This window comes from Pseudomonas sp. HN2 (assembly GCF_020736465.1).
GTDB classification, from domain to species: Bacteria; Pseudomonadota; Gammaproteobacteria; order Pseudomonadales; family Pseudomonadaceae; genus Aquipseudomonas; species Aquipseudomonas moraviensis_A.
This window is the reverse complement of the sequence record NZ_CP085885.1, coordinates 680,775-703,885: the sequence shown is the minus strand read 5'-3', so window position 1 is coordinate 703,885 and position 23,111 is coordinate 680,775. Positions and strand designations below refer to the sequence as shown.

Below are 23,111 nucleotides of genomic sequence, written 5' to 3'. Positions count from 1 at the left end.
GGCTTTCTCAGGAACGTGGTTTTTCGCCATACCAACGCGGCGTATACACCCAGTCACCGCCCCCGGCACGAGCGAAAGTACAAGTGGTCGACGAACCGATCAGCACCATCGTGCGCATGTCGACCTGTTCCGGCGTCAGCGCACCCAGCGTCGTGGTGCGCAGCGTCTGTCCCGGGCGGCCGATGTCCCGGCCCAGTACCACCGGCGTTTCCGGCGCGCGGTGCACTGCAACGATTTCCAGCGCGCGGCCCAGTTGCCAGGGGCGCGCCCGGGAAATCGGGTTGTAGAACGCCAGGGCCAGATCCGCTTCGGCGGCCAGATCCAGACGCTTCTCGATGATCGCCCACGGCTTGAGGTTGTCCGACAGCGACATCACACAGAAGTCGTGGCCCAGCGGCGCCCCGGCCTGAGCGGCGGTTGCCAGCGAGGCGGAGACACCGGGCAGGATCTCCAGCTCGACAGTGTGCCAGGCCGGATCATCCGATTCGTGCAAGGCCTCGAGCACCGCAGCGGCCATGGCGAACACGCCCGGGTCGCCAGAAGACACCACGATCACCGAGCGCCCCTCGGCGGCAAGCCTGAAGGCGTGACGGGCACGCTGCATTTCTTCACGATTATCGGTGCAGTGCTGCACTTGATCATCGCGGAAGGGGCCGGCCATGCGCACGTAGGTTTCGTAACCGAGCACATCGGTGGCGCGCGCCAATTCGGCTTTCACCGCCGGCACCATCAGTTCGGCGGCGCCAGGGCCAAGGCCGATCACCGCGAGTCGACCCCGTGGGCGGCCGATCTGCGAAACGTCCAGTGGTTGCTCGGCAATCGCCACCGCCAGATGTTCATCGCCAATCACGTTCGCTTCAGGCACTGCGATACGCGCCAATGCCTGCAGATCGCTTTGCGCCGCCACGAAGCGCAGTGGCACGCCCAATTCGAGCGCAGCCTCGCGCAAGTTCGTCGCGGCCATATCAGTGTCGGCAGCCACGAGGCAGGCGAGCGCCGGCACGGCGACGTTGGCCCCTTGCAATGCGGCGCGAACGACGTTCGGCAGATCCGCCACTTCAGCATTCACCGCCACCGCCACACTGCGCGGATAGATCAACAACTCGTCGGCACTGGCCAGACGCTGCGTACTGCTCACATGGATCGAACGCAGTGCCTGCGGATCCTGTGGCAACTGCGCCTGATCCAGCCACGGCGCCGCGCCTTCGATACGCACGCTGTGCCCGGCGAGCAGGTCGGAGACGAAGCGTTTGCCCGATTCCAGATCCGCAAGCGCATAACCACTGGGCGGATTGAGCAGGCAGGTGCCAAAGCGCAATTCCCCGCTGGTGGTAATTGCCGGCGCCACGTGCAGCGCCGCCGCGATCTCCCGGGCCATGACATTCACTCCGCCCAACCCGCCAAGTAGCGGCACCACAGCGCTGCCGTCTTCAGCGACAGCCAGCACCGCCGGTTCGGCGCCCTTCTCCAGCAGCAGCGGCGCCAGGGTGCGGATGACGATGCCGGCCGCGCACAGGGCAATGATCGGCGTGTCCTGCTGATACAACGCGCGCAGGGTCGCGCCGAATTCCTGATACAGGCAATCAGCGCCTTCAACCCGCCCGGCGAGGCCGTGGATCTGCGCCGCCGGATAGACCTGCTGAATCCGCCGTGCAGTCGCGAGGCTGCCCTGGCCGAGGATAACGATGGCGGGTGTCGAGTGCGTCATCACCCTTGCCACCGTTCGCCCGGGACGATGATCAGCGAGAAGTATGGCGAGGACATCGGCTCGACCTGATCCATCGGCACGATCTTCTGATTGGCCATGGTTGCCCGTTCGACGTACAGCGCGCGCTCGGCGAGGCCGAGTTCTTCCAGCACCTGACGCACCTTGGGAAAATTGCGCCCCAGCTTCATGATCACCGCCGCATCGGCATCGGCCAGACGCCGTTTCAGCTCTTCATGGGGGAGCACGCCGGAGAGCACCGACAGGCTCTGATTGCGATACACCAGCGGCGCGCCGAGCACCGAAGCGCCGCCGAGCATCGAGCACACGCCGGGCACCACTTCAGCCTCATAACGGCTGGCGAGGCGGTCGTGCAGATACATGTAGGAACCGTAGAAGAACGGGTCACCTTCGCAGATCACCGCCACGTCGCGGCCGGCATCCAGATGTTCGGCCACCGCCACCGCGGCTTCGTCGTAGAAATCGCTGATGACCTGCTCATACGACAGCGGAGCCGGCAACGCCTCGGTGGTCACCGGGTACACCAGCGGCAGCAGATTCTGCGCCTCGACCAGGTGCGCCTCGATGATCCCGAACGCGTTGCCCTTCTTGCCCTTTGCCACGAAGTACGCGACCACTGGCGATTCGCGCAGCAGGCGCAAGGCTTTGACGGTGATCAGTTCCGGATCACCGGGGCCGACACCAAGGCCGATCAGACGTCCTTTGGCCTGCATCATTCGATCTCCGTGGCGAGGGCATTGACGGCGGCGGCGGCCATGGCGCTGCCACCCAGGCGGCCCTGCATGATCACGAACGGCACGCCACGACTGTCGGCAGCCAGCGCCGCTTTCGATTCGGCAGCGCCGACGAAGCCCACCGGGAAGCCAAGAATCAGCGCCGGTTTCGGCGCGCCGGCGTCGAGCATTTCCAGCAGGTAGAACAGCGCGGTCGGCGCGTTGCCGATCACCACGACGCTGCCTGCAAGGTGCGGGCGCCACAGCTCCAGCGCCGCGGCCGAGCGGGTGTTGCCCAGCTCGCGAGCAAGCTCCGGCACGCTGTCGTCGCGCAAGGTGCAGATCACTTGATTGTTGGCCGGCAGACGAGTGCGGGTCACGCCTTCGGAGACCATGCGCGCGTCGCAGAGAATCGGCGCACCGGCCGCCAAGGCATCGCGCCCGGCCTTGCCCGCGCCTTCGGAAAACTGCAGACCGTCGACGGCCTCGACCATGCCGCACGCGTGGATCACCCGCACCGCGAGTTTTTCCAGATCGGCGGGGATGCGCGCCAGATTGGCCTCGCGGCGAATGATCGCGAAGGAGTTGCGATAGATCTCCTGACCGTCGCGGATGTAATCAAGCATCAAGGGGGCTCCGGGAGCGGGCGTCGAGCAGGGTCGCGGCCGCTTCAATAGTAAGGTTGCAGGCGTGCAGCGAGCCGAAACCGGGCTGTGCTGCATCGCGAAAATAGAGGTCGTAATGACCGGGGGCAACGGCCAGCAGCGTGGCTGGCGCGCAGTGAGCGGCGGCGCAGGAGCGCGAGCAGCCAGACAGGTGCACGCGCAGCCCTTCGGGCAGCAAAGGTGCCAGTTGCCGGGCATCCTGCTTGGTGTCGGCCAGGCCTTTGCCGCAGCCATCGGCACCGGTGCAGGCGATCAGCCGGGCCAGCGGTTCGGCTTCGGTCGTCAACAGGCCCAACGCCCGTAACTGCTCAAGCACTTGCTCGGTCTCAGTGGCGTTCACGTTCGGCAGCAGCAGGCTTTGCCATGGCGTAAAGCGCAGGCTGCCATCGCCAAATTGACGGGCCAGTTGCGCCGCGCCGCGTAGCATCAGCGGATCGAGTCGCCCAAGCGGCGGCACCGCGCCGATGTAAAAATGATCCGTCGTGCTTTGCTGCCGGGCGCCAATGTGCAGCGCATCTGCCGACGTCGGGCGCTGCCAATCGCTGATCGCCTTGACCGATACGCGCTCGCGCAACGATTCAAGAAACGCGAGCCTCGGCAACTCATCGAGCAGATGGCGCATCCGTGTTTGCTCTGGCCGGGCCAGGTCGAGGAACAACTCCAGCACCGCGACCACCAGCGCGTGAGCGTTGTCCAGGGTCACGGCGCCGAGCGGGCGATCGGTCGGGCAACCGGCCAGACCGAATGCCCAGAGGATTTCGCCATCACGCTCGCACGCCGACAGCCACAGGTCATGGGGATGTTCGAGCATCGCCAGCGCTTCACCACCATCGAGCTGCACGGCGAACTTGGCGCTCAGTTCGTGGAAGCGCGGATGGCTTTGCAAGGTGTCGAGGATCTGTTCGGCGAGCGGGCGCGTGTCGATCAACAACTGCTGATCGACCCCGGCGGTCGGGCTGAGCATCAGATTGCGCACATCATCGCCGGCGGCGGTTTTTGGCCCCAGCCCAGCGGCGAGCAAGCGCTCGATCAGCGCCGCCGATTGCGCAGCGATTCCCCGAATCTGCAGATTGCCGCGATTGGTCGCCTCGATCGCGCCACTGGCGAACTGCTCGGCGGCAGCGGCCACCGCATCGGCCTGATCGGCACTGATCGAACCGCCATCGAGTTTGATCCGACAGATACCGCCGTCCAGTGCCTGGACGATACGCAGCAACCCCGGGCAGGCCGAGGGGCGTAAGGCGGTGGACATCGGGCGTTCGTTCAAGGGGCTGACCGGTTGCGTGGCAGAAGCGCTTCGCGGGCGAAGGCGCGGTATTATGCCTGCTTTGTCCGGCGGCATGAAAAGTCTGCCCGTCGGAACGGCACGTTTAGAGGAATATAGATGTCACCCTGGCTGACGATCGTGGGAATTGGTGAGGACGGCTTCAAGGGCCTGGGCAAGAACGCCCGGCGTGCCCTGATGGGCGCTTCGCGGATCGTCGGCGGTCAGCGGCAACTGGATTTGCTGCCGCCGTGCATTAACGGCGAGCGGCAGTCGTGGCCAAGCCCGTTTTCTCTCGCGCTGGTGCTTGAGTCCCGTGGCGAGCCCGTTTGCGTGCTGGCCAGCGGCGATCCGATGTTCTACGGCGTCGGTGCCAGTCTGGCGCGTCTGGTGCCGAGCGCCGAGATGTCGATCATTCCCGCGCCTTCGTCGTGCGCATTGGCGGCGGCGCGCTTGGGCTGGTCGCTGCAGGAGGTGACGGTTGTGTCGCTGGTGGCGCGGCCGCTGGCGGCGCTCAATGCGCACCTGTTCAGCGGCGTGCGTCTGTTGTTGCTGAGCAATGACGGCAGCAGCCCCGCCGCCGTCGCGCAACTGCTGCGCGAGCGCGGTTTCGGCGCCAGTCGCCTGAGTGTGCTGGAGCATTTGGGTGGCGAGGCCGAGCGGTGCATCGACCGCCGCGCCAGTGAATGGGACAACCCGCCCGTTGCCGATCTCAACCTCATCGCTATCGAGTGCCTGGCCGAGCCCGGTGTTGCCGGCCTGTCGCGGCTCGCCGGTTTGCCCGATTCGGCATTCCGTCACGACGGTCAGTTGACCAAGCGCGACGTGCGCGCCATCACCCTCGCCCGTCTGGCACCGACGCCCGGCGAACTGCTCTGGGATGTCGGCGCCGGCAGCGGCTCGATCGGTATCGAATGGATGCGCGCCCATCCGAGCTGTCGCGCCATCGCGGTTGAGGCCGACGCGGGCCGTCAGCAATTGGTCGAACACAACCGCGATGCGCTGGGCGTGCCCGGCCTGCATCTGATTCGCGGCAAGGCACCGCAAGCGCTGCATGGCCTTGAACGTCCGGACGCTGTTTTCATCGGCGGCGGCGTCACCCGTGAAGGCGTGGTCGAAGCCTGCTGGGAACAACTCAAGCCCGGCGGCCGTCTGGTCGCCAACGCCGTGACGCTGCAAAGCGAAGTCGCCCTGATGCACTGGCGCGAACGTTACGGCGGCGAGCTGACGCGCATTCATGTCGCTCAGGCGCAGCCGCTCGGCGAGTTCGACACCTGGCGTCAGGCACTGCCGATCACCCTGCTGGAATTGGTCAAACCCCTCGATGCGTGACGAAACCGCCGAACAACCCGCGCCCCTGCGCAGTGGCCTCACCACCGGCAGCTGTGCCACCGCGACCAGCCTCGCCGCGGCGCGCCTGTTGCTCACCGGCGTCGGCGCCGACGCAGTGCAGATCACCTTGCCCAAGGGCAAACAGGTACAGATGCGTCTGGAGTTCTGCCGCCTGAGCGAGAACGGCGCCGAGGCCGGCACGATAAAGGACGCCGGCGACGACCCCGACGTGACCCATGGAGCTTTGCTGTATTCACGAGTGCGCTTGCTGGACGAAGCGGGGATCCGTTTCAATGCCGGCGCCGGGGTCGGAACGGTGACCCGCCCAGGACTGGTACTGGCTGTCGGCGAGCCGGCGATCAATCCGGTGCCGCGCAAAATGATCAGCGATCACCTGACCCTGCTCGCCGCCGAAACCGATTATCACGGCGGCTTCGAGGTCACGATCAATGTCGAGGGCGGTGAGGCACTGGCGCTGAAAACCATGAATCCACGGCTGGGCATTCTTGGCGGCCTGTCGATCCTCGGCACCAGCGGCATCGTCCGGCCATTTTCCTGCGCTGCCTACATCGCCTCGATTCATCAAGGCATCGACGTGGCGAAAACCAACGGTTATCTGCACATCGCCGCGTGCACCGGCAACGCCAGCGAAGACACCATGCGCCGGGTCTACAGCCTGCCGGAAATCGCCCTGATCGAAATGGGCGACTTCGTCGGCGCGGTGCTCAAGCATCTGCGCAAGGTGCCGGTGAATAAACTCAGCCTGTGCGGCGGCTTCGGCAAGATCAGCAAACTGGCCGCCGGGCATATGGATCTGCACTCACGGCATTCGAGCATCGACTTGCCGCAACTGGCCGAGTGGGCGGCGGCGATTGGCGCGGACGCGGCGTTGCAGCAAGGCATTCGCGCGGCCAACACCAGCCAACAGGCCTTGGCCATGGCCAGTGCGGCGGGGATCGCTTTGGGTGATGAAGTTTGTCGCCACGCGCTGAATTTCGCCCGCAGCGTGGTGCCTGCGCAGGTGCAGGTCGAGGTGTTTGCGATCGATCGCCAGGGCGGGATCGTCGGGCACGCCGGAGGTTTTGCATGAAACGGATCTTGCTGCTCGGTGGTGTGACTGAAGCGCTGGCGATTGCCCGCACGCTCGGGCCAGAACATATCTACAGCCTCGCCGGTGTTGGCCGGGTGCCGAGCGACTTGAGCTGCCAGGTTCGGGTCGGCGGTTATGGCGGCGCTGAGGGACTGACGCAGTTCATCGCTGATGAAAGTGTCGATCTGCTGCTAGACGCTACGCACCCGTACGCCGCACAAATCAGCGCTAACGCCGCCCGCGCGGCACAGCTCGCCGGCATTCCCTGCTGGGCCCTACGGCGCCCAGCATGGCAGCCGCAAGCAGGCGATGACTGGCGCGAGGTGAGTGACTGGCCCGAGCTGATCACAGCCCTAGAACCCTTCCACCGCCCGCTGTTCACCCTCGGCCGCGAACCACTGCAACACCTCGACGAAATCCCCGCCCACCAGTTCTGGACCCTGCGCGCCCTCGACGTTTACCCCGGCAATGAACGCTGCGAAGTGATCGGCGCCCGTGGGCCGTTTCTGCTTGAGGATGAGCAAGCGCTGTTCGAGCGCCGGCAGATCGACGTGCTGATCAGCAAGAACAGCGGCAGCACCGCCACCGAGCCGAAGCTGGAAGTGGCGCGTGAGCGTGGAGTGCCGGTGCTGGTGTTGAAGCGCCCGGGGTTGCCGGGGGTTGATCGGGAGTTTGCCTCGGTCGACGATATCCTCGCTGCCCTCTCCCTCTGAATCGGCACGTCCCGTCGTGGGAGCGAGCCTGCTCGCGAAGACGTCAGCACCGACAGCCCATTAGTGCCTGACAAATCGCTTTCGCGAGCAGGCTCGCTCCCACAGGAACCGTGGATGTTGCTGATAGCTGTGCGCAGCCACAAAACCTGTGGGAGCGGGCTTGCCCGCGAAGACGTCAGGTCTGGCACTGCAAATCCAAGTGGCTACACTCTTTTCAACGGCGCACTGCGACACCAGACCGCACGACGCTTTTTTACTTATCGGCCCTGATCAGGCTAAATGGGCCGCGCCTGATCGCCCACCCAACGGACCTGTCCCATGAACCGACGCCGGTTAGCATTTGCCTGGATCGCCTGCTTTGCAGTGCTGTTCAACATGCTCGCCATGCCGCTGAGCGGGGCGATGGCGCAGGCGGGCGGCGACCCCGCCGAGCAGATCCTCTGGAGCAGTTTCTGCACCGGCAGCGGCATGAAGATGGTGGCGATCGACATCGGCGCTACAGATCAAAAGGCTCCGCAAAACGATAGCCATTCGAACATGCAGCATTGCTGGTGCTGCTCAGGCTCGGCGCCACTGCTGGCGCTGCCGGGGCATTCGCCGCAGTTGTATTTCGCGCGATTCGAAAGTAACCGCAGCGTTGCGCCCGTCGCCCTGCAAGCCCCCGCTCCGCGCCAGCAATGGCCAAGTCTCAATCCCCGTGCATCCCCTCTGGTCTGATTTGTTCGCGCCATAAATCCGCGTTTCAAATCGTTCTGGAGAACTGCCATGTTGAAGAAACTCTTCGTCCTCGCTGCGCTGCTTTTGCCGGCGTGCTTCGCCCATGCCCACGAATACAAGGCCGGTGCGCTGGAAATCGCCCATCCGTGGTCGCAGGAACTGCCGCCGAATGCGCCGACCGTTGCCGCCTATTTCATCATTCACAACACCGGCAAAAGCGCCGATCGCCTGCTCAGCGTCGACTCGAAGATTGCCACCGAAGCACAACTGCACGAGCACGTGATGCAGGGCGACCTGATGAAGATGCAGCAGGTTCCAGGCGTGGATATTCCACCTGGCGGCACCGTGACGTTTGCGCCGATGGCTTACCACGTCATGCTGCTCAACCTGAGCGATCGCAGCCTGCTCAGCGACGGCAAGCGCTTCCCGATGACCCTGCATTTCGAGAAGGCCGGCGATGTCACGGTCGATGTCGCCGTGCAGAAGAAACCGCCGGAATCCACCCAGGCCCACGTGCACGCTCAGTAACCGACCCGGCTGACTTCGCCCATGCGTCCTTTGCACGCCAGGCCCGCCCCGCACCATCGTCAGACTCAAGCGCTGACGCGTGGCAGCTGGATCGCCCTGTTCGCCATGTTGATGATCTTCATCGGCCCACTGATTTCTCAGTCGATGCCGATGGATCAGCACGCCCCGACATCGATGCCAATAAGCATGGACATGTCGATGGACATGCCCGGCATGGACCACAGCAGCCATGACGCCAAGCCCTCGGTAGAGCACTGCCCGCCGCAATCCTCGCATCACATGCTGTGGGAAAAGTGCGGTTACTGCAGCCTGCTGTTCAATTGCCCGGCGCTGACCGGCGGTGGCGATTTCATCGCTTTCAACATCCCGCCACCCAATACCTTCACCCCACCCTCCCCGCGTTTGGGCCACGCCCGCCAACCCTTCTTCCCCGGCGCCCGCACCCGCGCCCCGCCCGTCGTCACGTAAACACGCACCTCTGATTGCACACGGTTGAGAAGACAGTTTCAGGCTGTCGGCCGTGGTGTTTACGACTGTTCGATGGAAATTGTCATGTCCAGGTTTACTGCTGTTCCCTGCGCGGAATCCGCCCGCGCGCCTTTTACCCTGAACCGATCGCGGATGCGGTTCGGGCACGCCAGCGCCGTCCTCTGCGGCGTATTGCTGACACCGCTGGCCCAGGCCGATGAGCATGCCGGCCACCCGCAAGAACTGAGTCCGACGGTGATTACTGCCATCGCCCCCAGCTCACCACTGACGATCGTCACCGATCCCAAGGACCCGCGCCAACCGGTGCCGGCCAGTGACGGCGGTGACTATCTGAAGACCATTCCCGGCTTCGCCCTGGTGCGCAATGGCGGCACCAACGGCGATCCGGTGCTGCGCGGGATGTTCGGCTCGCGGCTGAACATCCTCACCAACGGCAGCATGATGCTCGGCGCCTGCCCAGGCCGAATGGATGCGCCGACTTCGTACATCTCGCCGGAAACCTACGACAAACTCACGGTGATCAAAGGCCCGCAAACCGTGCTCTGGGGTCCCGGCGCGTCGGCTGGCACGGTGCTGTTCGAGCGCGAACCGGAGCGCTTCGGCGAACTCGGCACGCGGGTGAACGCCAGCGTGCTGGCCGGCTCCCACGGTCGTTTCGACAAGGTGATCGACGCCGCTGCCGGTGGTGCGTTGGGCTACATGCGGGTGATCGGCAACACCGCGCACTCCGACGATTACCGCGACGGTAACAACGACGTCGTCGCCTCGCGCTACGACAAATGGAACGGTGATATCGCGCTGGGCTGGACGCCGGATGCCGACACCCTGATCGAGCTCACCGCCGGCAAGGGCGATGGTGAGGCGCGGTATGCCGGGCGTGGCATGGACGGCTCGCAGTTCCTGCGCGAAAGCCTTGGCCTGCGCTTTGAAAAATCCGATATCACCGATGTGCTGGAAAAACTCGAGGCGCAGGTCTACTACAACTACGCCGACCATGTGATGGACAACTACACCCTGCGCACACCGTCCGGCACCGGGATGATGGCCGGGCCGATGGCGTCCAACGTCGACCGGCGCACCCTCGGCGCGCGGATCAAGGCGACCTGGCGTTGGGCGGATATTCAGCTGATCACCGGGCTGGATGCGCAGACCAATGAGCACCGCGAGCGCAGTGCGATGGGCGTCGATACCTACAAGGATCTGCCGTACAGCAAGGACGCAGACTTCCACAATTACGGTGTGTTCAGCGAAATGACCTGGTACGCCGCCGAGCGTGATCGCCTGATCAGTGGCGCGCGGGTCGATCGCGCTTCGGCCAGGGATTATCGCCAGACCACCGGGTCGGGGATGATGTCGCGGCCCAACCCGACCGCTGACGACACCCGCGCCGATACGCTGCCCAGCGGCTTCGTGCGCTATGAGCATGACTTGGCTGACAGCCCGACCACGCTTTACGCAGGCCTCGGCCACGCGCAACGCTTCCCGGATTACTGGGAACTGTTTTCGCCTGACGCCGGCCCGACGGGTTCGGTCAATGCCTTCGATTCGATCAAACCGGAAAAAACCACCCAGCTGGATTTCGGCGTCAATTACAAAAGCGCCGACCTCGAAGCCTGGGCATCGGGCTATGTCGGCGTGGTCCGCGATTACATCCTTTTCGACTACACGCCGGGAATGATGGGTATGAGCACTTCGCGGGCCGAGAACATCGACGCGCGGATCATGGGCGGCGAACTCGGCGCTGCCTACAACCTCAGCGAACACTGGAAGGCCGACGCAACGCTGGCCTACGCCTGGGGCAAGAACAGCAGCGACGGCTCGGCGCTCCCGCAAATGCCACCGCTGGATGCGCGTTTCGGCCTGACCTACAGCGAAGACAACTGGAGTGCCGGGGCGCTCTGGCGGGTGGTCGCCGCGCAGCACCGCATCGACGCAAACAAGGGCAACGTAGTCGGCAAGGACTACGACCAGAGCTCGGGCTTCGGTGTGTTCTCGCTCAACGGCGCGTACCGCATCAACAAGCACTGGAAGGTCAGCAGCGGCGTCGACAACCTGTTCGGCAAGGCTTATGCCGAGCACTTGAACCTGGCCGGCAACGCCGGGTTCGGCTACCCGGCCAATGACCCGCAGGCAATTAATGAACCGGGGCGAACGCTCTGGACCAAAGTGGATATGAGTTTCTGACACGCCACGAGAAATTCCTGGTGTGAACACTGCCCTGTGGCGAGGGAGCTTGCTCTCGCTGGGGCGCGTAGCGGCCCTCTCTTGATTTGCAGAGCCAGGGCCTGCTTCGCAGGCCAGCGGGAGCAAGCTCCCTCGCCACGAACAGGCAGTCCTGACAAATAACGAAAAGAACCAAGCCCAGCGGAGCACACGTGATGCAAAAGCCTCAACCCAATTTCTACAACCTGGCCTGGCGCTGGCATTTCTATGCCGGCCTGTTCGTCGCGCCCTTCATGGTGATGCTGGCCCTGACCGGGATCATCTATCTGTTCAAACCGCAGCTCGACGCGCTGATGTACAGCAGCCTGCTCGAAGTGCCGGCCGGTCACCACACGGTCCCGGCCGATGACTTGCTGCAACGGGTGAAAAACGCTTATCCGCAAGGCCAGGTCACCCAGTACCTGCCGCCGGTGAATGCCGAACGCAGCGCGCAATTCGTGGTGAAGAATGCCGGGCACGAACTCAACGTGTTTGTCGATCCGTATCACGGCGACATCCTCGGCGAGCAGGACGCCAAGCAGAATCTGCAAGCCATCGCCCGGGCGATCCATGGCGAATTGATGATCGGCACCGTCGGTGATCGGCTGATCGAAATGGCCGCTGGCTGGGGCGTGGTGCTCGTGGTGTCGGGCCTGTTTCTGTGGTGGCCGCGTGGTCAGGCGGCGGGCATTCTGTGGCCGCGCCTGAGCAGTCGCGGTCGGGTGTTGTGGCGCGATCTGCATGCGGTCAGCGGATTCTGGGGCGCGACATTGCTGCTGGTGATGCTGCTCAGCGGCATGACCTGGACCGGTTTCTGGGGCAAGCAGTACGCGCAGGTGTGGAACGTGTTTCCCGCCGCGATGTGGAACAACGTGCCAACCTCCGACATCGAAGCGCGCAGCCTCAACAGCGCCACTCGCCAGACCGTGCCATGGGCGATGGAAAACACGCCGATGCCCATGTCCGGCGACCACGCCGAACACATGAACCACGGCAACGCCCACACCGGCCCCGCGGCTCCCGCGATCAGTCTGCAGGAGGTGCAGAACATCGCCAGCGAGCGCAAGGTCGAACCCGGCTATAGCATCACCCTGCCAACCACCGCCACCGGCGTGTTCACCATCGCCGTATTCGCCGACGACCCGCGCAACGATGCCACCCTGCACGTCGATCAGTACACCGGCAAGGTCCTCGCCGATGTGCGCTTCGAGCACTACGGCACGGTTGCTCGCGCGACCGAAATCGGCGTGATGCTCCACGAAGGCAAGATGTTCGGCACCTTCAATCAGATCGTCGTGCTGCTGATCTGCCTGATGATCCTGCTCAGCGCCGTCAGCGGTGTGGTGATCTGGTGGAAGCGTCGCCCCGAAGGCAAGTTCGGCGTACCGCCGCTGCGTCATGACCTGCCGAAGTGGAAAACCGGCGTGGCGATCATGCTGGTGCTGGCGGTGGTGTTTCCGCTGGTAGGCGCCTCGCTGGTGGTGGTGTGGTTGCTGGATCGTTTCCTGCTGCCGCGTTTGAGCCAGCGCACCGCCGGCCAGCCCCAGTGATCTCGCGGCGCGGGCTCGATGGCCCGCGCCCGACATGGCGTTCGATTTACAGCTCATCTCTGATCCGCACGGTGCCTCGAGCCGAAGGCTGTTGGCGACGGGTGCGCCAACCGCTGCCCAGGCGCCCGGTATGGCGCCAGTACTGGCCTGCCATCAACACCTGGAGCTCGCCCAGTTGCATGAGCCGCGAGACAAATTGCCCAGGCGTCAGGTGGCTGATCCATTGCCCGTTTTCATAAACGATTGACCGGGTCAGCAACAGATCCCGTTCGGCGTCCGAGTACACAGGCGTGTATTTGAGCAACTCATGGCCGGGCGTCGAGTAGTAATAGGCACGGATATCGAAACCCTGGTTTTTCAGTTCATGGGTGTGTGCGTGCACCTGCGCGGGATCGGCGAAATTATTGCGAATCTGTTCGCTGTCGACGAGCAACAGGGTGTTGCCCGACAGGCTGAATTGGTGGCTGGCTACCACGGCGTATCCGTCAGGGAAGCGTGGCACCGGCCGACGCCAGTCGGTCGCCGGGTCTGCGCTGGTACGGTAGAGCCGCAAACGCAGGTTTTCCTCATTGCCGAACCAGGCAATCGGCTCCAGTGGCACAAACCGCTGGTTCGAGCTTTCGGCGAGAATCGCCCCCTCATAACCGCTCCGGCTGAGCGTTTCCCTGTCAGTCCGATGCTGGGCATAGCGAGCCGCATCGTCGGGATGCTGAAAAATCGGCCCCAGTGCCGGAACCGGATGGTGTTGCCAGCGAAGCATGCGCGACGTATCGGCAAGGCCCGGCTGCCAGCTTTCATCCACCCGCCCATGACGCGACCAGCAAGCACTGGTTTCAATCACATCAAGCTCACCGGCACGGGCCATGCGCCTGATGTAATCGACCATGCTGAACGTCCCCTTGGCGATGTCGCGCTCATCGTCTGCGGCCTGCTCCATCGAGACAAAGGCGTTGGGGCGCAACTGGATCTGCCCGAAGCCGTCGTAAAACGTGCCAGGCTCGAACGCGTGCAGTTGCAGCCTCAACATTGCACCGTCGACGCAGGAGAAGTAGATCGGCCGATAGCCCTGCGGCGTAGAGGCCCGTCTACAGGCCTGCTGGACCTCGCCGGGCGAAAGCAGCACATGCCGGATATCCCCGGACTGCGCGGCCAATGGCGGCAGAGCGGCACGCAAGTAGATGGAATCAAGCAGATAGCCTGCAGGCAGTCGCCCTTGCTCGAACACCCGGTCCAGCGCCAGCGCCGAGCGTTGCGTCGTCAGCGGCAGACTGGCAAGAAACAGACCCTCGGCCGAGCGCAGAACGACACCAAATGTCTGCGCATCCCGGCTCACCGCCAGCTCATGCACGTATCGGACGGCTGCCTCCGCCTGAAGGAACAACGGGCTGCACACCGCCCCAGTGACGGCTTTGCTGTAATCAGACCCGGCCTGCAGATCGGTCGAGAACGGCACCCAGCGCGAAACTTGCCGAGGCAGGCCCCACAGGTCACTGCCGGTGACGACTTGCAAATAGCCTGTTCTGGCCAGCGAGTCGATCCAGGCAATCGGTTTCAATGCGCCGCTGTAGAGGCGCTGCTTGATGGCCTCGCCGTTCAACGAGTCGGGCAGCGTATTGTTTGCGGTCAGCGCAATCGACAGATCGGCGCGCAAGCGCTCCCACAGTCCCGGCTGATAGCGAATCGTCGCTCCGTCCGGCGCGAACAGGTATTCATCGTGCACCGGCTTGCGCGTAAAAGCCGAATACAACGTATCGACCGAGAGCATGTTCAGATAAATCCGTTTTTCCATGGAGGAGAAGGCGACCGACAGTTCCCGTGCAACCCTGGAACGGTAACGCGCAACGATCCGACAGCCTTCCGGAAACAGTCCAGCGGAGCGGCTTTCATCGGCGATGATCTGCGTGCTGTCGAAATTTTCCCGGGTGACTTCCACTGGCGTCGTGGCGACGTACAGGCCGTCGAGCCTTTCCAGAATCAGCCCTCCCCAGATTTTTTCCGTGACCTCCGGCACAAGCGATCGGGCGTGAACTGCCGCATCATCGGCACTGCGAAAAACCGGGCCGAGGGCGCGCCGCTCAAGATTTGCAAAGGGCTGCCAGGTTTTCCTGACGATGCCCGGACGGTCCCAGCACAGGCTGGTTCGCAGCACGCTCAGTTGGCCACTCTCGGCCACGACATGGACCAGATCCGACGGTAGCAACCGTTGCGCAGCAAGATCGTCCTTGAGCGATTCGAGTGTCTGTTGCGAGCTCTCGTCATGGAACAACTTGCCGGAACTGCTGCGCACATATTTCAGCAGGGCATCGTCGCCTGTCGCGATGAACAGTGTCTTGTGCAGGCCAGAGGTGATGACCGGGCGCCGGGGCGACAAGTACATCGCCACGGCGAGGGTATCGGGTGAAACAAAAAAATGCCCAAGCCAGTCCGCAGGATCGCGCGAAGGATCCTCGACACGCCGGTGCGAATAAAAACCGGCATGCAGATCGAAGCCATCCGGGTATTCATGCCAGGGGGGCGTTGTTCGGGAGCCAAACACCGACGCCAGGCGAAACAGGTTGTCGCCGGAGTCATTCACGGGAATCAGTTCGGTGCCGATGTACTCTTCCCGATCGTTGTGCTTGAGGATAAAACCGAACCACGCTCGGTTTTCGGTGTGCAAGCGCCGGTCAGCAGCGCACTGACTCACGGCCACATCGTCCGCCGAAGCGAAAACCGCACCGAAGAGCACCCTCTCAGGGCGTTTCCATGGCATCACCGTAGCGGCGGGCAGAGGGGTTGCCGGCGACGGATACGGCGGCAAAGAAGGTTGCGGCAATGACGGCGCCGGCAGCGTGGTCTGCGGCCTCTCGGGCTCGGCGGGGACACCCGGGAAAGCCACCGGCAGGTAACCGTCGGGCTTGATCTGACCGCGATAGCCCCACAGGGGATGGTCGATCAGATTGACCAATTGTCCCGCCTGCGCCTGTTCGCGGACAAAATCCTGCGGCCGCTTGCTGCCTCTTTCCAGCTCATTGGCCAACCAGCCCGGCTGCTGGCGAGTGCCGAGGCGTTGGGCCAGGTCGTTGGCCTGCGCGGTTGCCGAGGGCTCGAATCTGATCAGGCTATTGCCGGCACCGGAACAGTACACAATCGCGCCATCGAGCAAGGTCTGGCGCATTTCATCGACACTCAGCATCTGCTGACTCAGCACCGCTTCTTCCCATGTCCAGCGCAAATAGCGGACATGCACCGGATCAAGTTGCGACAGCGCCACGTGACAGACATAACGCGCATATAACCGGTGGTCGTCCGGAAATACCGGGCGACCCTGATTGTCCTGCGGATAAAGCCGCCCCTGGCTCAGCCTATCGATGTCCGCCGGCAACGGCTCGGTCACGACAAAGCGTTGATCGCTGCGCTGGAAAACATAACCGCCGTGCTGCCGATCGCGACGGCTGCCGAGCTGCTCATGGGCATGCAGGGCGGCATCGTCAGCGCGCAGGAAATCCCGACTCAGCACCGGCCAGGGGAAGTTGGCGAACGGCTGCCACTGCAGACTCACCGCGCCCAGGTTCGCCCAGAGCGCACTGCCCCGCACCACCTCCAGCCTGCCGGCCAATACCAGCATCGAGACGAACTCACGCGGACTCAGCGTGCCGGCCAGCAACCTGGCCTGCAAGCCGTTATCGCTGACCGTGGCGTCGGCGTTCACGACGCTCAATGCCGCCTCGATCGGCTGGTCGCTGAAGCAGTACCTCAACATCGAATGATCCTGCGCGCGCATGTACAGCGACAGCGCCCGCCCAACCTTTGCCAGGTGTTTGCTGCGACCGAAGGCTTCGATGCCGATGGCGATTTCCTGCGGGGTGAAAAAGTTCTCGTATAGCCACGGTTGCGCGGCTGGAAACTGCGCAGGGTCGGGGCGTGATGCGAAGTAAAAACCCTCCAGCAGATAGCCACGCGGCAGTTGCAATTGTCCTTGGGCATCAGCGGGAAAGATCTGCTCGGGATCCCACGCAGCGAGCCCGGCCAGGCGTGCATGGGTCGCGACATATTCTTCACCGGTGAACTTTTTCAGCAGCAGCCCGGCGGTTTGCGCGCCGGTGGATTTCAATGCGGCGAGCACTGCACGCTCGGCGTTGACACAGACCCGGGTCATCAGCGGTGGCTCGCTCGGGGTACCCGTGGAAAACCCCTGACCCGGTTGCCAGTCCAGCGGCACCACGCCCACTGAATCGCCCCAGTCGGCATTGGAAACGATGACCTTCAGTTCACCGACCGAGGCAAGCCGGATGATGGTATCGATGATGTTGATCGCCCATGATTTCTGCCCAGAGCGTGATTGCTCGCCATATAACCGATAACTGTCGAGCTCCGCTTGTGAACCACTGGGCGAATATTTCAGCAAGGTCCCATCGGGGCCGGAAATATAGGCACCGGGAAACTCGGCGCGCAGATCGATGGCCGTCTTGAAATCCTTGAGCGAAAAAAAATTGACGAAGAGTCGCCGACGCCTTTCGTCCAGTTCCGGCCAGGCGGCACTGACAACCTCGTAGAGAGCCACATGGCTGTGAAGATGGGCAACGAACCGGTACCCCGAGGGCGCTTGCCAATATCCGGAGATACCCAGATCGAGCACAGTGCTGAGATCGAAAGAAGTGGCATCCCCGGGCGTGGGTGCAGTGGCCACGAACCTGCCGTCCGGGCGCAGCAGAATCACGCTGCCATATTCCCGGTCCGGTTTACGCGGTAGACGTGTGTGGACCCAATAGGCCGCGTCCTCCTCAGACAGGAACGCCGGACTCAGCGGCGGCAGCCTGGATTTTCCATTGTGGGTGGCAGCAAGACCGGGCCGGCCTGGGACGTCATTCATGATAAAAATCCTGCTAAAAGAAATCGGGATATCGATCGAATGAGTGTCGGCCGTCGGTTCGCCCGTGCTGTGGTACATGTTTATCGTTTCTGTATCTGCATTCGAGCTTCGCGCGCGCCCCAATCTGGCGCACCCCTGCGCACCACCGCCCGCAACCCGTCCCCTCGTGGTGCACGCCTTCAGCGCGCAAGCGCTCTAGCACGACATTTTCCTGCCTGATCCCGACCGGGCACAGCCCTTGCAAAACACCCTTCAGTCGTCCGCATCTGCCAATCAAAAAAAATCGAATGTTCATGGAGATCGCACAATGAAGCGTCGCAGTTTGATCAAGGCTTTCACACTCACGGCATCCATTGCCGCGATGGGCATGACCTGGACCGTCCAGGCCGCCGAGACCATCAAGGTCGGGATTCTGCATTCGTTGTCCGGGACCATGGCGATCTCCGAAACGTCGCTCAAGGACATGGCGCTGATGACCATCGACGAGATCAACGCCAAGGGCGGTGTGAACGGCAAGATGCTCGAGCCGGTGGTGGTCGACCCTGCTTCCAACTGGCCGCTGTTCGCCGAAAAAGGCCGGCAGTTGCTGACCCAGGACAAAGTCGCGGTGGTGTTCGGCTGCTGGACGTCGGTGTCGCGTAAATCGGTATTGCCGGTGTTTGAAGAGCTCAACGGCCTGCTGTTCTACCCGGTGCAATACGAGGGTGAAGAGATGTCGCCGAACGTGTTCTACACCGGCGCCGCGCCGAACCAGCAAGCGATCCCGGCGGTGGAATACCTGATGAGCGAAGAAGGCGGCAGCGCCAAGCGCTACTTCCTGCTCGGCACCGACTACGTCTATCCGCGCACCACCAACAAGATCCTGCGCTCGTTCCTGCACTCCAAAGGCGTGGCCGACAAGGACATCGAAGAGGTCTACACGCCGTTCGGTCACAGCGATTACCAGACCATCGTCGCCAACATCAAAAAATTCTCGGCCGGTGGCAAGACTGCCGTCATCTCCACCGTCAACGGCGACTCCAACGTGCCGTTCTATAAAGAGCTGGCCAACCAGGGCCTGAAGGCTACCGACGTGCCGGTGGTAGCGTTCTCGGTCGGTGAGGAAGAGCTGCGCGGCATCGACACCAAACCGCTGGTGGGCAACCTTGCGGCGTGGAACTACTTCGAATCCGTGGAAAATCCTGCGAACAAGAAATTCGTCGCGGACTGGAAAGCCTACGCGAAGAAACACAACCTGCCGGGCGCCGACAAAGCGGTGACCAACGACCCGATGGAAGCCACCTACGTCGGCATCCACATGTGGGCGCAGGCGGTCGAGAAAGCCAAGTCCACCGACGTCGACAAGGTTCGCGAAGCGCTGGCCGGGCAGACCTTCGCCGCGCCATCGGGCTACACCCTGACCATGGACAAGACCAACCACCACCTGCACAAACCGGTGATGATCGGCGAGATCCAGAGCGACGGTCAGTTCAACGTCGTGTGGCAGACCGAAGGCCCGATCCGCGCACAACCGTGGAGCCCGTTCATTCAGGGCAACGACAAGAAGCCGGATTATGCGGTGAAGAGCAACTGAGTCACCGGATGTCAGTCTCGCGCCTGGCGTGAGGCTGATGCAATTCCCTGTGGGAGCGAGCCTGCTCGCGAAGACGTCGGCACATGCAACATCCATGTGACTGACAGACCGCTTTCGCGAGCAGGCTCGCTCCTACAATGTCCGCGTCAAGGCGACTGACCATGCCCACTGCCCTTTTCCGATTCATCTGTGCCATCGCACTGTTGCTGCCCATGCTCGCCCACGCCGGCGACGCCGAAGACTTTGTCGCGGCCAACCCGATGCAACAGGCCAGGCTCCTGGAAACCTGGGCCGCGCAGCCCGATCCGGCGCGTATCGAGTTGCTCGATGCCCTGCAACAAGGTGCGCTGGTCATCGACGGCCAAAGCAAGACCCTGCGCTTGAACAATCGCCTGCGGGGTCTGATCGACACCGCCATGGCCAGCCATCAACTGCTCGCCGCTGACGGCAAAATCCGTCTGGCTGCCGCACAGCAATTGCAGAAAAGCGCCAAACCCGCGCAGCTGAAATTCCTCGACCAGCAACTGGCTGGCGAAAAAGATGAAAGTGTCCACGCCGCCCTGAGCCTGGCGCTGGCCAATCTGCAACTGGTCGATGCGGATCCGGCGGTGCGCCTCGCCGCTGTACGCCTGCTCGGCGAAACCGGTGATCCGCTGGCGCGCACACGCCTTGAAGGCTTGCTCGAACCCGGCGTGGAAAGCGATGCCGGCGTACGTACCGCCGCCGAAACCAGTCTCGCTCAGGTCAAGCGCAAATTGCTGATCGGCGAAATGCTCGGCCAGGCGTTCAGCGGCATGTCGCTGGGCTCGATTCTGCTGCTCGCCGCCCTCGGTCTGGCCATCACCTTCGGCCTGCTCGGCGTGATCAACATGGCCCACGGCGAGATGCTCATGCTCGGCGCCTACTCGACCTACGTGGTGCAACTGATGTTCCAGCGTTACGCGCCGCAGGCCATCGAGTTCTATCCGCTGATTGCGCTGCCGGTGGCGTTCTTCGTCACCGCGGCCATCGGCATGGCGCTGGAGCGCACGGTCATCCGCCATCTCTACGGTCGGCCGCTGGAAACCCTGCTGGCGACCTGGGGCATCAGCCTGATGCTGATTCAACTGGTGCGTCTGGTATTCGGCGCACAGAACGTTGAAGTAGCGAACCCGGCATGGCTGTCCGGCGGCATTCAAGTGCTGCCCAATCTGGTGCTGCCGTACAACCGCATCGTCATCATTGCTTTCGCATTGTTCGTCGTAGTGCTGACCTGGCTGCTGCTGAACAAAACCCGGCTCGGCCTGAACGTCCGTGCCGTCACCCAGAACCGCAACATGGCCGCCTGCTGCGGGGTGCCGACCGGGCGCGTCGACATGCTCGCCTTCGGCCTCGGATCGGGCATTGCCGGCCTCGGCGGCGTGGCGCTGAGCCAGATCGGCAACGTCGGCCCGGATCTGGGCCAGAGCTACATCATCGACTCGTTCCTGGTAGTGGTGCTCGGCGGCGTCGGTCAGTTGGCCGGTAGCGTGCTCGCCGCGTTTGGCTTAGGCATCGCCAACAAGATTCTCGAACCGCAGATCGGTGCGGTGCTCGGCAAGATCCTCATCCTCGCGCTGATCATTCTGTTCATCCAGAAACGTCCGCAAGGTCTCTTCGCACTGAAAGGACGGGTGATCGACTGATGAACCAGCCTCTGTTAGTCACGGCTACACAAAAGGCCGGGCCGAAAGCCACGCTCGCGGTCGGTGGTGTGATCCTTGCGCTGCTGATCGTACTGCCGCTGCTGTCACTGCTCGCGCCGGACAATGCCCTGCACGTCTCGGCCTACACGCTGACCCTGGTCGGCAAAATTCTCTGCTACGCCATCGTCGCCCTCGCGCTGGACCTGGTCTGGGGTTACGCCGGCCTGCTGTCGCTGGGCCACGGTCTGTTCTTCGCCCTCGGCGGTTATGCGATGGGCATGTACCTGATGCGTCAGGCCGCTGGCGATGGCTTGCCGGCGTTCATGACCTTTCTGTCGTGGAGCGAATTGCCGTGGTACTGGAGCGGCACCAGCAGCTTCCTCTGGGCCATGTGCCTGGTGGTGCTGGCCCCGGGCTTGCTGGCGCTGGTGTTCGGTTTCTTCGCCTTCCGCTCGCGGATCAAGGGGGTGTATTTCTCGATCATGACCCAGGCCCTGACCTTCGCCGGCATGCTCCTGTTTTTCCGCAACGAGACCGGGTTTGGCGGCAACAACGGGTTCACCAACTTCCGCACGATTCTCGGTTTCGGCATCACCGAGCCGGGCACCCGCGCGGTGCTGTTTCTGGCCACGGTGTTGTTGCTGGTGGCGAGTCTGTTCATTGGCTGGCGCCTGGCACAGAGCAAGTTCGGACGGGTATTGACCGCCCTGCGCGATGCGGAAAACCGCCTGATGTTCTGCGGCTACGACCCGCGCGGTTTCAAGTTGTTTGTCTGGGTGCTGAGTGCGGTGTTGTGCGGTCTGGCCGGTGCGCTGTATGTGCCGCAAGTAGGCATCATCAATCCGAGCGAAATGTCACCGACCAACTCCATCGAAGCGGCGGTCTGGGTTGCTCTCGGCGGGCGCGGCACCTTGATCGGCCCGCTGCTCGGCGCCGGCGTGGTCAATGGCATGAAGAGCTGGTTCACCGTGGCCTTCCCGGAGTACTGGCTGTTCTTTCTCGGCGCGCTGTTCATCGTCGTGACGTTGTACCTGCCCAAAGGCGTGATCGGTCTGCTGAAGAAACGAGGTGAACAATGAGAGTCACAGCGAGTGCGGAATTCATGCTGGAACCTGCGTTCTTTCCCGTGGAACCGAACAAGGACGAAGGCACCAGTCGCGACTCGATCGGCCTCGGCCAGCGCGTCGGCCCCGGCCTCGATACGCGCCATGGCACGATCCTGACCCTGGAAGACATCAGCGTCAGCTTCGACGGCTTCCGTGCGCTGAACAATCTCAACCTGTATATCGGCGTCGGTGAACTGCGCTGCATCATCGGCCCCAATGGCGCCGGCAAGACCACGCTGATGGACGTGATTACCGGCAAGACCCGGCCCAGCCACGGCAAGGCCTGGTTCGGTGAAACGCTGGATCTGACGCAGATGAGCGAAGTGCAGATCGCCCAGTCCGGCATCGGCCGCAAGTTTCAGAAACCGACGGTGTTCGAAGCTTTGAGCGTGTTTGAAAACCTTGAGTTGGCGCAGAAGACCGACAAGTCGGTGTGGGCCAGTTTGCGTGCGCGTTTGAGCGGCGAGCAGAAGGACCGCATCAGCGAGGTGCTGGAAACGATTCGCCTGACCACCTCGGTCAATCGCCAGGCCGGGCTGTTGTCCCACGGGCAGAAGCAGTTCCTCGAGATTGGCATGTTGCTGATGCAGGACCCGCAACTGCTCCTGCTCGACGAACCCGTGGCGGGCATGACCGACGCCGAAACCGAGTTCACCGCCGAACTGTTCAAGTCGCTGGCGGGCAAGCACTCGTTGATGGTGGTCGAGCACGACATGGGTTTTGTCGGCTCGATTGCCGACCACGTGACGGTGCTGCATCAGGGCAGCGTTTTGGCTGAGGGATCGCTGGAACAGGTGCAGGCCGATGAGCGAGTAATTGAGGTTTATCTCGGCCGCTGAACTGCAAACGCTTTCCAAACTGTAGGAGTGAGCCTGCTCGCGATAGCGGTGTATCAGATACATAGACGTTGACTGACACTCCGCTATC

At 63.1% G+C, this 23,111-nt stretch carries 17 protein-coding genes; 12 read left to right on the top strand and 5 right to left on the bottom strand.

The genetic code is table 11. The features are described 5' to 3' along the window. Positions 1-7 precede the first annotated feature (7 nt). The 4 genes from cobJ to cobG are packed head-to-tail and all read right to left on the bottom strand — an operon-like array spanning position 8 to position 4,356. On the bottom strand, positions 8-1,708 hold the full coding sequence (gene cobJ, locus LIS66_RS02980) for a precorrin-3B C(17)-methyltransferase (RefSeq protein ID WP_227973592.1): 1,701 nt from the start codon (positions 1,706-1,708) through the stop codon (positions 8-10). Next, positions 1,708-2,442, bottom strand: coding sequence for a precorrin-2 C(20)-methyltransferase (locus LIS66_RS02975; RefSeq protein WP_370695113.1), 735 nt, complete (start codon positions 2,440-2,442; stop codon positions 1,708-1,710). The genes cobJ and LIS66_RS02975 overlap by 1 nt, the downstream gene beginning before the upstream one ends. Next, positions 2,439-3,065 (bottom strand): precorrin-8X methylmutase, encoded by a 627-nt coding sequence (locus LIS66_RS02970; protein WP_042608916.1) that lies wholly within the window; start codon positions 3,063-3,065, stop codon positions 2,439-2,441. The genes LIS66_RS02975 and LIS66_RS02970 overlap by 4 nt, the downstream gene beginning before the upstream one ends. Beyond that, the gene (cobG, locus tag LIS66_RS02965; RefSeq protein WP_322746235.1) at positions 3,058-4,356 is read right to left on the bottom strand and encodes a precorrin-3B synthase; all 1,299 of its coding nucleotides are present in this window, start codon (positions 4,354-4,356) and stop codon (positions 3,058-3,060) included. The genes LIS66_RS02970 and cobG overlap by 8 nt, the downstream gene beginning before the upstream one ends. A 132-nt stretch (positions 4,357-4,488) precedes the next feature. On the opposite strand from cobG, the gene cbiE reads away from it, so the two are divergent. From cbiE to LIS66_RS02925, 8 genes are all read left to right on the top strand, one after another. Beyond that, on the top strand, positions 4,489-5,700 hold the full coding sequence (cbiE, locus tag LIS66_RS02960) for a precorrin-6y C5,15-methyltransferase (decarboxylating) subunit CbiE (protein ID WP_227973590.1): 1,212 nt from the start codon (positions 4,489-4,491) through the stop codon (positions 5,698-5,700). After that, complete coding sequence (locus LIS66_RS02955) at positions 5,693-6,790, top strand: cobalt-precorrin-5B (C(1))-methyltransferase (RefSeq protein WP_227973589.1); 1,098 nt, start codon at positions 5,693-5,695, stop codon at positions 6,788-6,790. The genes cbiE and LIS66_RS02955 overlap by 8 nt, the downstream gene beginning before the upstream one ends. Beyond that, positions 6,787-7,503: a cobalt-precorrin-6A reductase gene (locus tag LIS66_RS02950; protein ID WP_227973588.1), complete on the top strand. Its 717-nt coding sequence runs from the start codon at positions 6,787-6,789 to the stop codon at positions 7,501-7,503. Before LIS66_RS02955 ends, LIS66_RS02950 begins: the two co-directional genes overlap by 4 nt. Positions 7,504-7,821: 318 nt before the next feature. Continuing rightward, on the top strand, positions 7,822-8,220 hold the full coding sequence (locus tag LIS66_RS02945; RefSeq protein ID WP_064363012.1) for a DUF2946 domain-containing protein: 399 nt from the start codon (positions 7,822-7,824) through the stop codon (positions 8,218-8,220). A gap of 48 nt (positions 8,221-8,268) precedes the next feature. Further along, a complete protein-coding gene (locus LIS66_RS02940; RefSeq protein WP_227973587.1) occupies positions 8,269-8,748 on the top strand; it encodes a copper chaperone PCu(A)C in 480 nt (159 codons plus the stop codon). 21 nt (positions 8,749-8,769) lie between these two features. Next, positions 8,770-9,216 (top strand): DUF2946 domain-containing protein, encoded by a 447-nt coding sequence (locus tag LIS66_RS02935; protein WP_227973586.1) that lies wholly within the window; start codon positions 8,770-8,772, stop codon positions 9,214-9,216. An 84-nt stretch (positions 9,217-9,300) separates the two neighbouring features. Continuing rightward, positions 9,301-11,421 carry a TonB-dependent copper receptor gene (locus LIS66_RS02930; RefSeq protein ID WP_227973585.1) on the top strand — a complete coding sequence of 707 codons (2,121 nt, stop codon included), beginning with the start codon at positions 9,301-9,303 and terminating at the stop codon, positions 11,419-11,421. 194 nt (positions 11,422-11,615) lie between these two features. Further along, positions 11,616-12,989, top strand: coding sequence for a PepSY-associated TM helix domain-containing protein (locus LIS66_RS02925; RefSeq protein WP_042608926.1), 1,374 nt, complete (start codon positions 11,616-11,618; stop codon positions 12,987-12,989). A gap of 46 nt (positions 12,990-13,035) precedes the next feature. Here LIS66_RS02925 and LIS66_RS02920 read toward each other — a convergent pair whose 3' ends face one another. Continuing rightward, positions 13,036-17,841 carry a DUF4329 domain-containing protein gene (locus LIS66_RS02920; RefSeq protein ID WP_227973584.1) on the bottom strand — a complete coding sequence of 1,602 codons (4,806 nt, stop codon included), beginning with the start codon at positions 17,839-17,841 and terminating at the stop codon, positions 13,036-13,038. A gap of 307 nt (positions 17,842-18,148) precedes the next feature. On the opposite strand from LIS66_RS02920, the gene urtA reads away from it, so the two are divergent. The 4 genes from urtA to urtD all read left to right on the top strand — a co-directional run bounded on the left by urtA (position 18,149) and on the right by urtD (position 23,023). After that, a complete protein-coding gene (gene urtA / locus LIS66_RS02915; protein ID WP_042608927.1) occupies positions 18,149-19,414 on the top strand; it encodes an urea ABC transporter substrate-binding protein in 1,266 nt (421 codons plus the stop codon). Between the two features lie 161 nt (positions 19,415-19,575). Then, entirely contained in the window at positions 19,576-21,078 is a 1,503-nt protein-coding gene (gene urtB, locus LIS66_RS02910; RefSeq protein ID WP_227973583.1) for an urea ABC transporter permease subunit UrtB, read from the top strand. Next, positions 21,078-22,157: an urea ABC transporter permease subunit UrtC gene (gene urtC, locus LIS66_RS02905; protein WP_042608929.1), complete on the top strand. Its 1,080-nt coding sequence runs from the start codon at positions 21,078-21,080 to the stop codon at positions 22,155-22,157. Before urtB ends, urtC begins: the two co-directional genes overlap by 1 nt. Beyond that, positions 22,154-23,023, top strand: a complete 870-nt coding sequence (gene urtD, locus LIS66_RS02900; protein ID WP_039756989.1) for an urea ABC transporter ATP-binding protein UrtD — start codon at positions 22,154-22,156, stop codon at positions 23,021-23,023. Before urtC ends, urtD begins: the two co-directional genes overlap by 4 nt. Positions 23,024-23,111: the final 88 nt, after the last annotated feature.

Excerpts from the sequence above, each read along its gene's own strand:
- LIS66_RS02940 (WP_227973587.1), top strand. The coding sequence starts at position 8,269 with ATGTTGAAGAAACTCTTCGTCCTCGCTGCGCTGCTTTTGCCGGCGTGC.
- LIS66_RS02935 (WP_227973586.1), top strand. The coding sequence starts at position 8,770 with ATGCGTCCTTTGCACGCCAGGCCCGCCCCGCACCATCGTCAGACTCAA.
- LIS66_RS02955 (WP_227973589.1), top strand. The coding sequence starts at position 5,693 with ATGCGTGACGAAACCGCCGAACAACCCGCGCCCCTGCGCAGTGGCCTC.
- urtB (WP_227973583.1), top strand. The coding sequence starts at position 19,576 with ATGCCCACTGCCCTTTTCCGATTCATCTGTGCCATCGCACTGTTGCTG.
- cobJ (WP_227973592.1), bottom strand. The coding sequence starts at position 1,708 with ATGACGCACTCGACACCCGCCATCGTTATCCTCGGCCAGGGCAGCCTC.
- LIS66_RS02920 (WP_227973584.1), bottom strand. The coding sequence starts at position 17,841 with ATGAATGACGTCCCAGGCCGGCCCGGTCTTGCTGCCACCCACAATGGA.
- LIS66_RS02950 (WP_227973588.1), top strand. The coding sequence starts at position 6,787 with ATGAAACGGATCTTGCTGCTCGGTGGTGTGACTGAAGCGCTGGCGATT.
- LIS66_RS02970 (WP_042608916.1), bottom strand. The coding sequence starts at position 3,065 with ATGCTTGATTACATCCGCGACGGTCAGGAGATCTATCGCAACTCCTTC.
- cbiE (WP_227973590.1), top strand. The coding sequence starts at position 4,489 with ATGTCACCCTGGCTGACGATCGTGGGAATTGGTGAGGACGGCTTCAAG.
- cobG (WP_322746235.1), bottom strand. The coding sequence starts at position 4,356 with ATGTCCACCGCCTTACGCCCCTCGGCCTGCCCGGGGTTGCTGCGTATC.
- LIS66_RS02945 (WP_064363012.1), top strand. The coding sequence starts at position 7,822 with ATGAACCGACGCCGGTTAGCATTTGCCTGGATCGCCTGCTTTGCAGTG.
- urtD (WP_039756989.1), top strand. The coding sequence starts at position 22,154 with ATGAGAGTCACAGCGAGTGCGGAATTCATGCTGGAACCTGCGTTCTTT.
- urtA (WP_042608927.1), top strand. The coding sequence starts at position 18,149 with ATGAAGCGTCGCAGTTTGATCAAGGCTTTCACACTCACGGCATCCATT.
- LIS66_RS02975 (WP_370695113.1), bottom strand. The coding sequence starts at position 2,442 with ATGATGCAGGCCAAAGGACGTCTGATCGGCCTTGGTGTCGGCCCCGGT.
- urtC (WP_042608929.1), top strand. The coding sequence starts at position 21,078 with ATGAACCAGCCTCTGTTAGTCACGGCTACACAAAAGGCCGGGCCGAAA.
- LIS66_RS02925 (WP_042608926.1), top strand. The coding sequence starts at position 11,616 with ATGCAAAAGCCTCAACCCAATTTCTACAACCTGGCCTGGCGCTGGCAT.
- LIS66_RS02930 (WP_227973585.1), top strand. The coding sequence starts at position 9,301 with ATGTCCAGGTTTACTGCTGTTCCCTGCGCGGAATCCGCCCGCGCGCCT.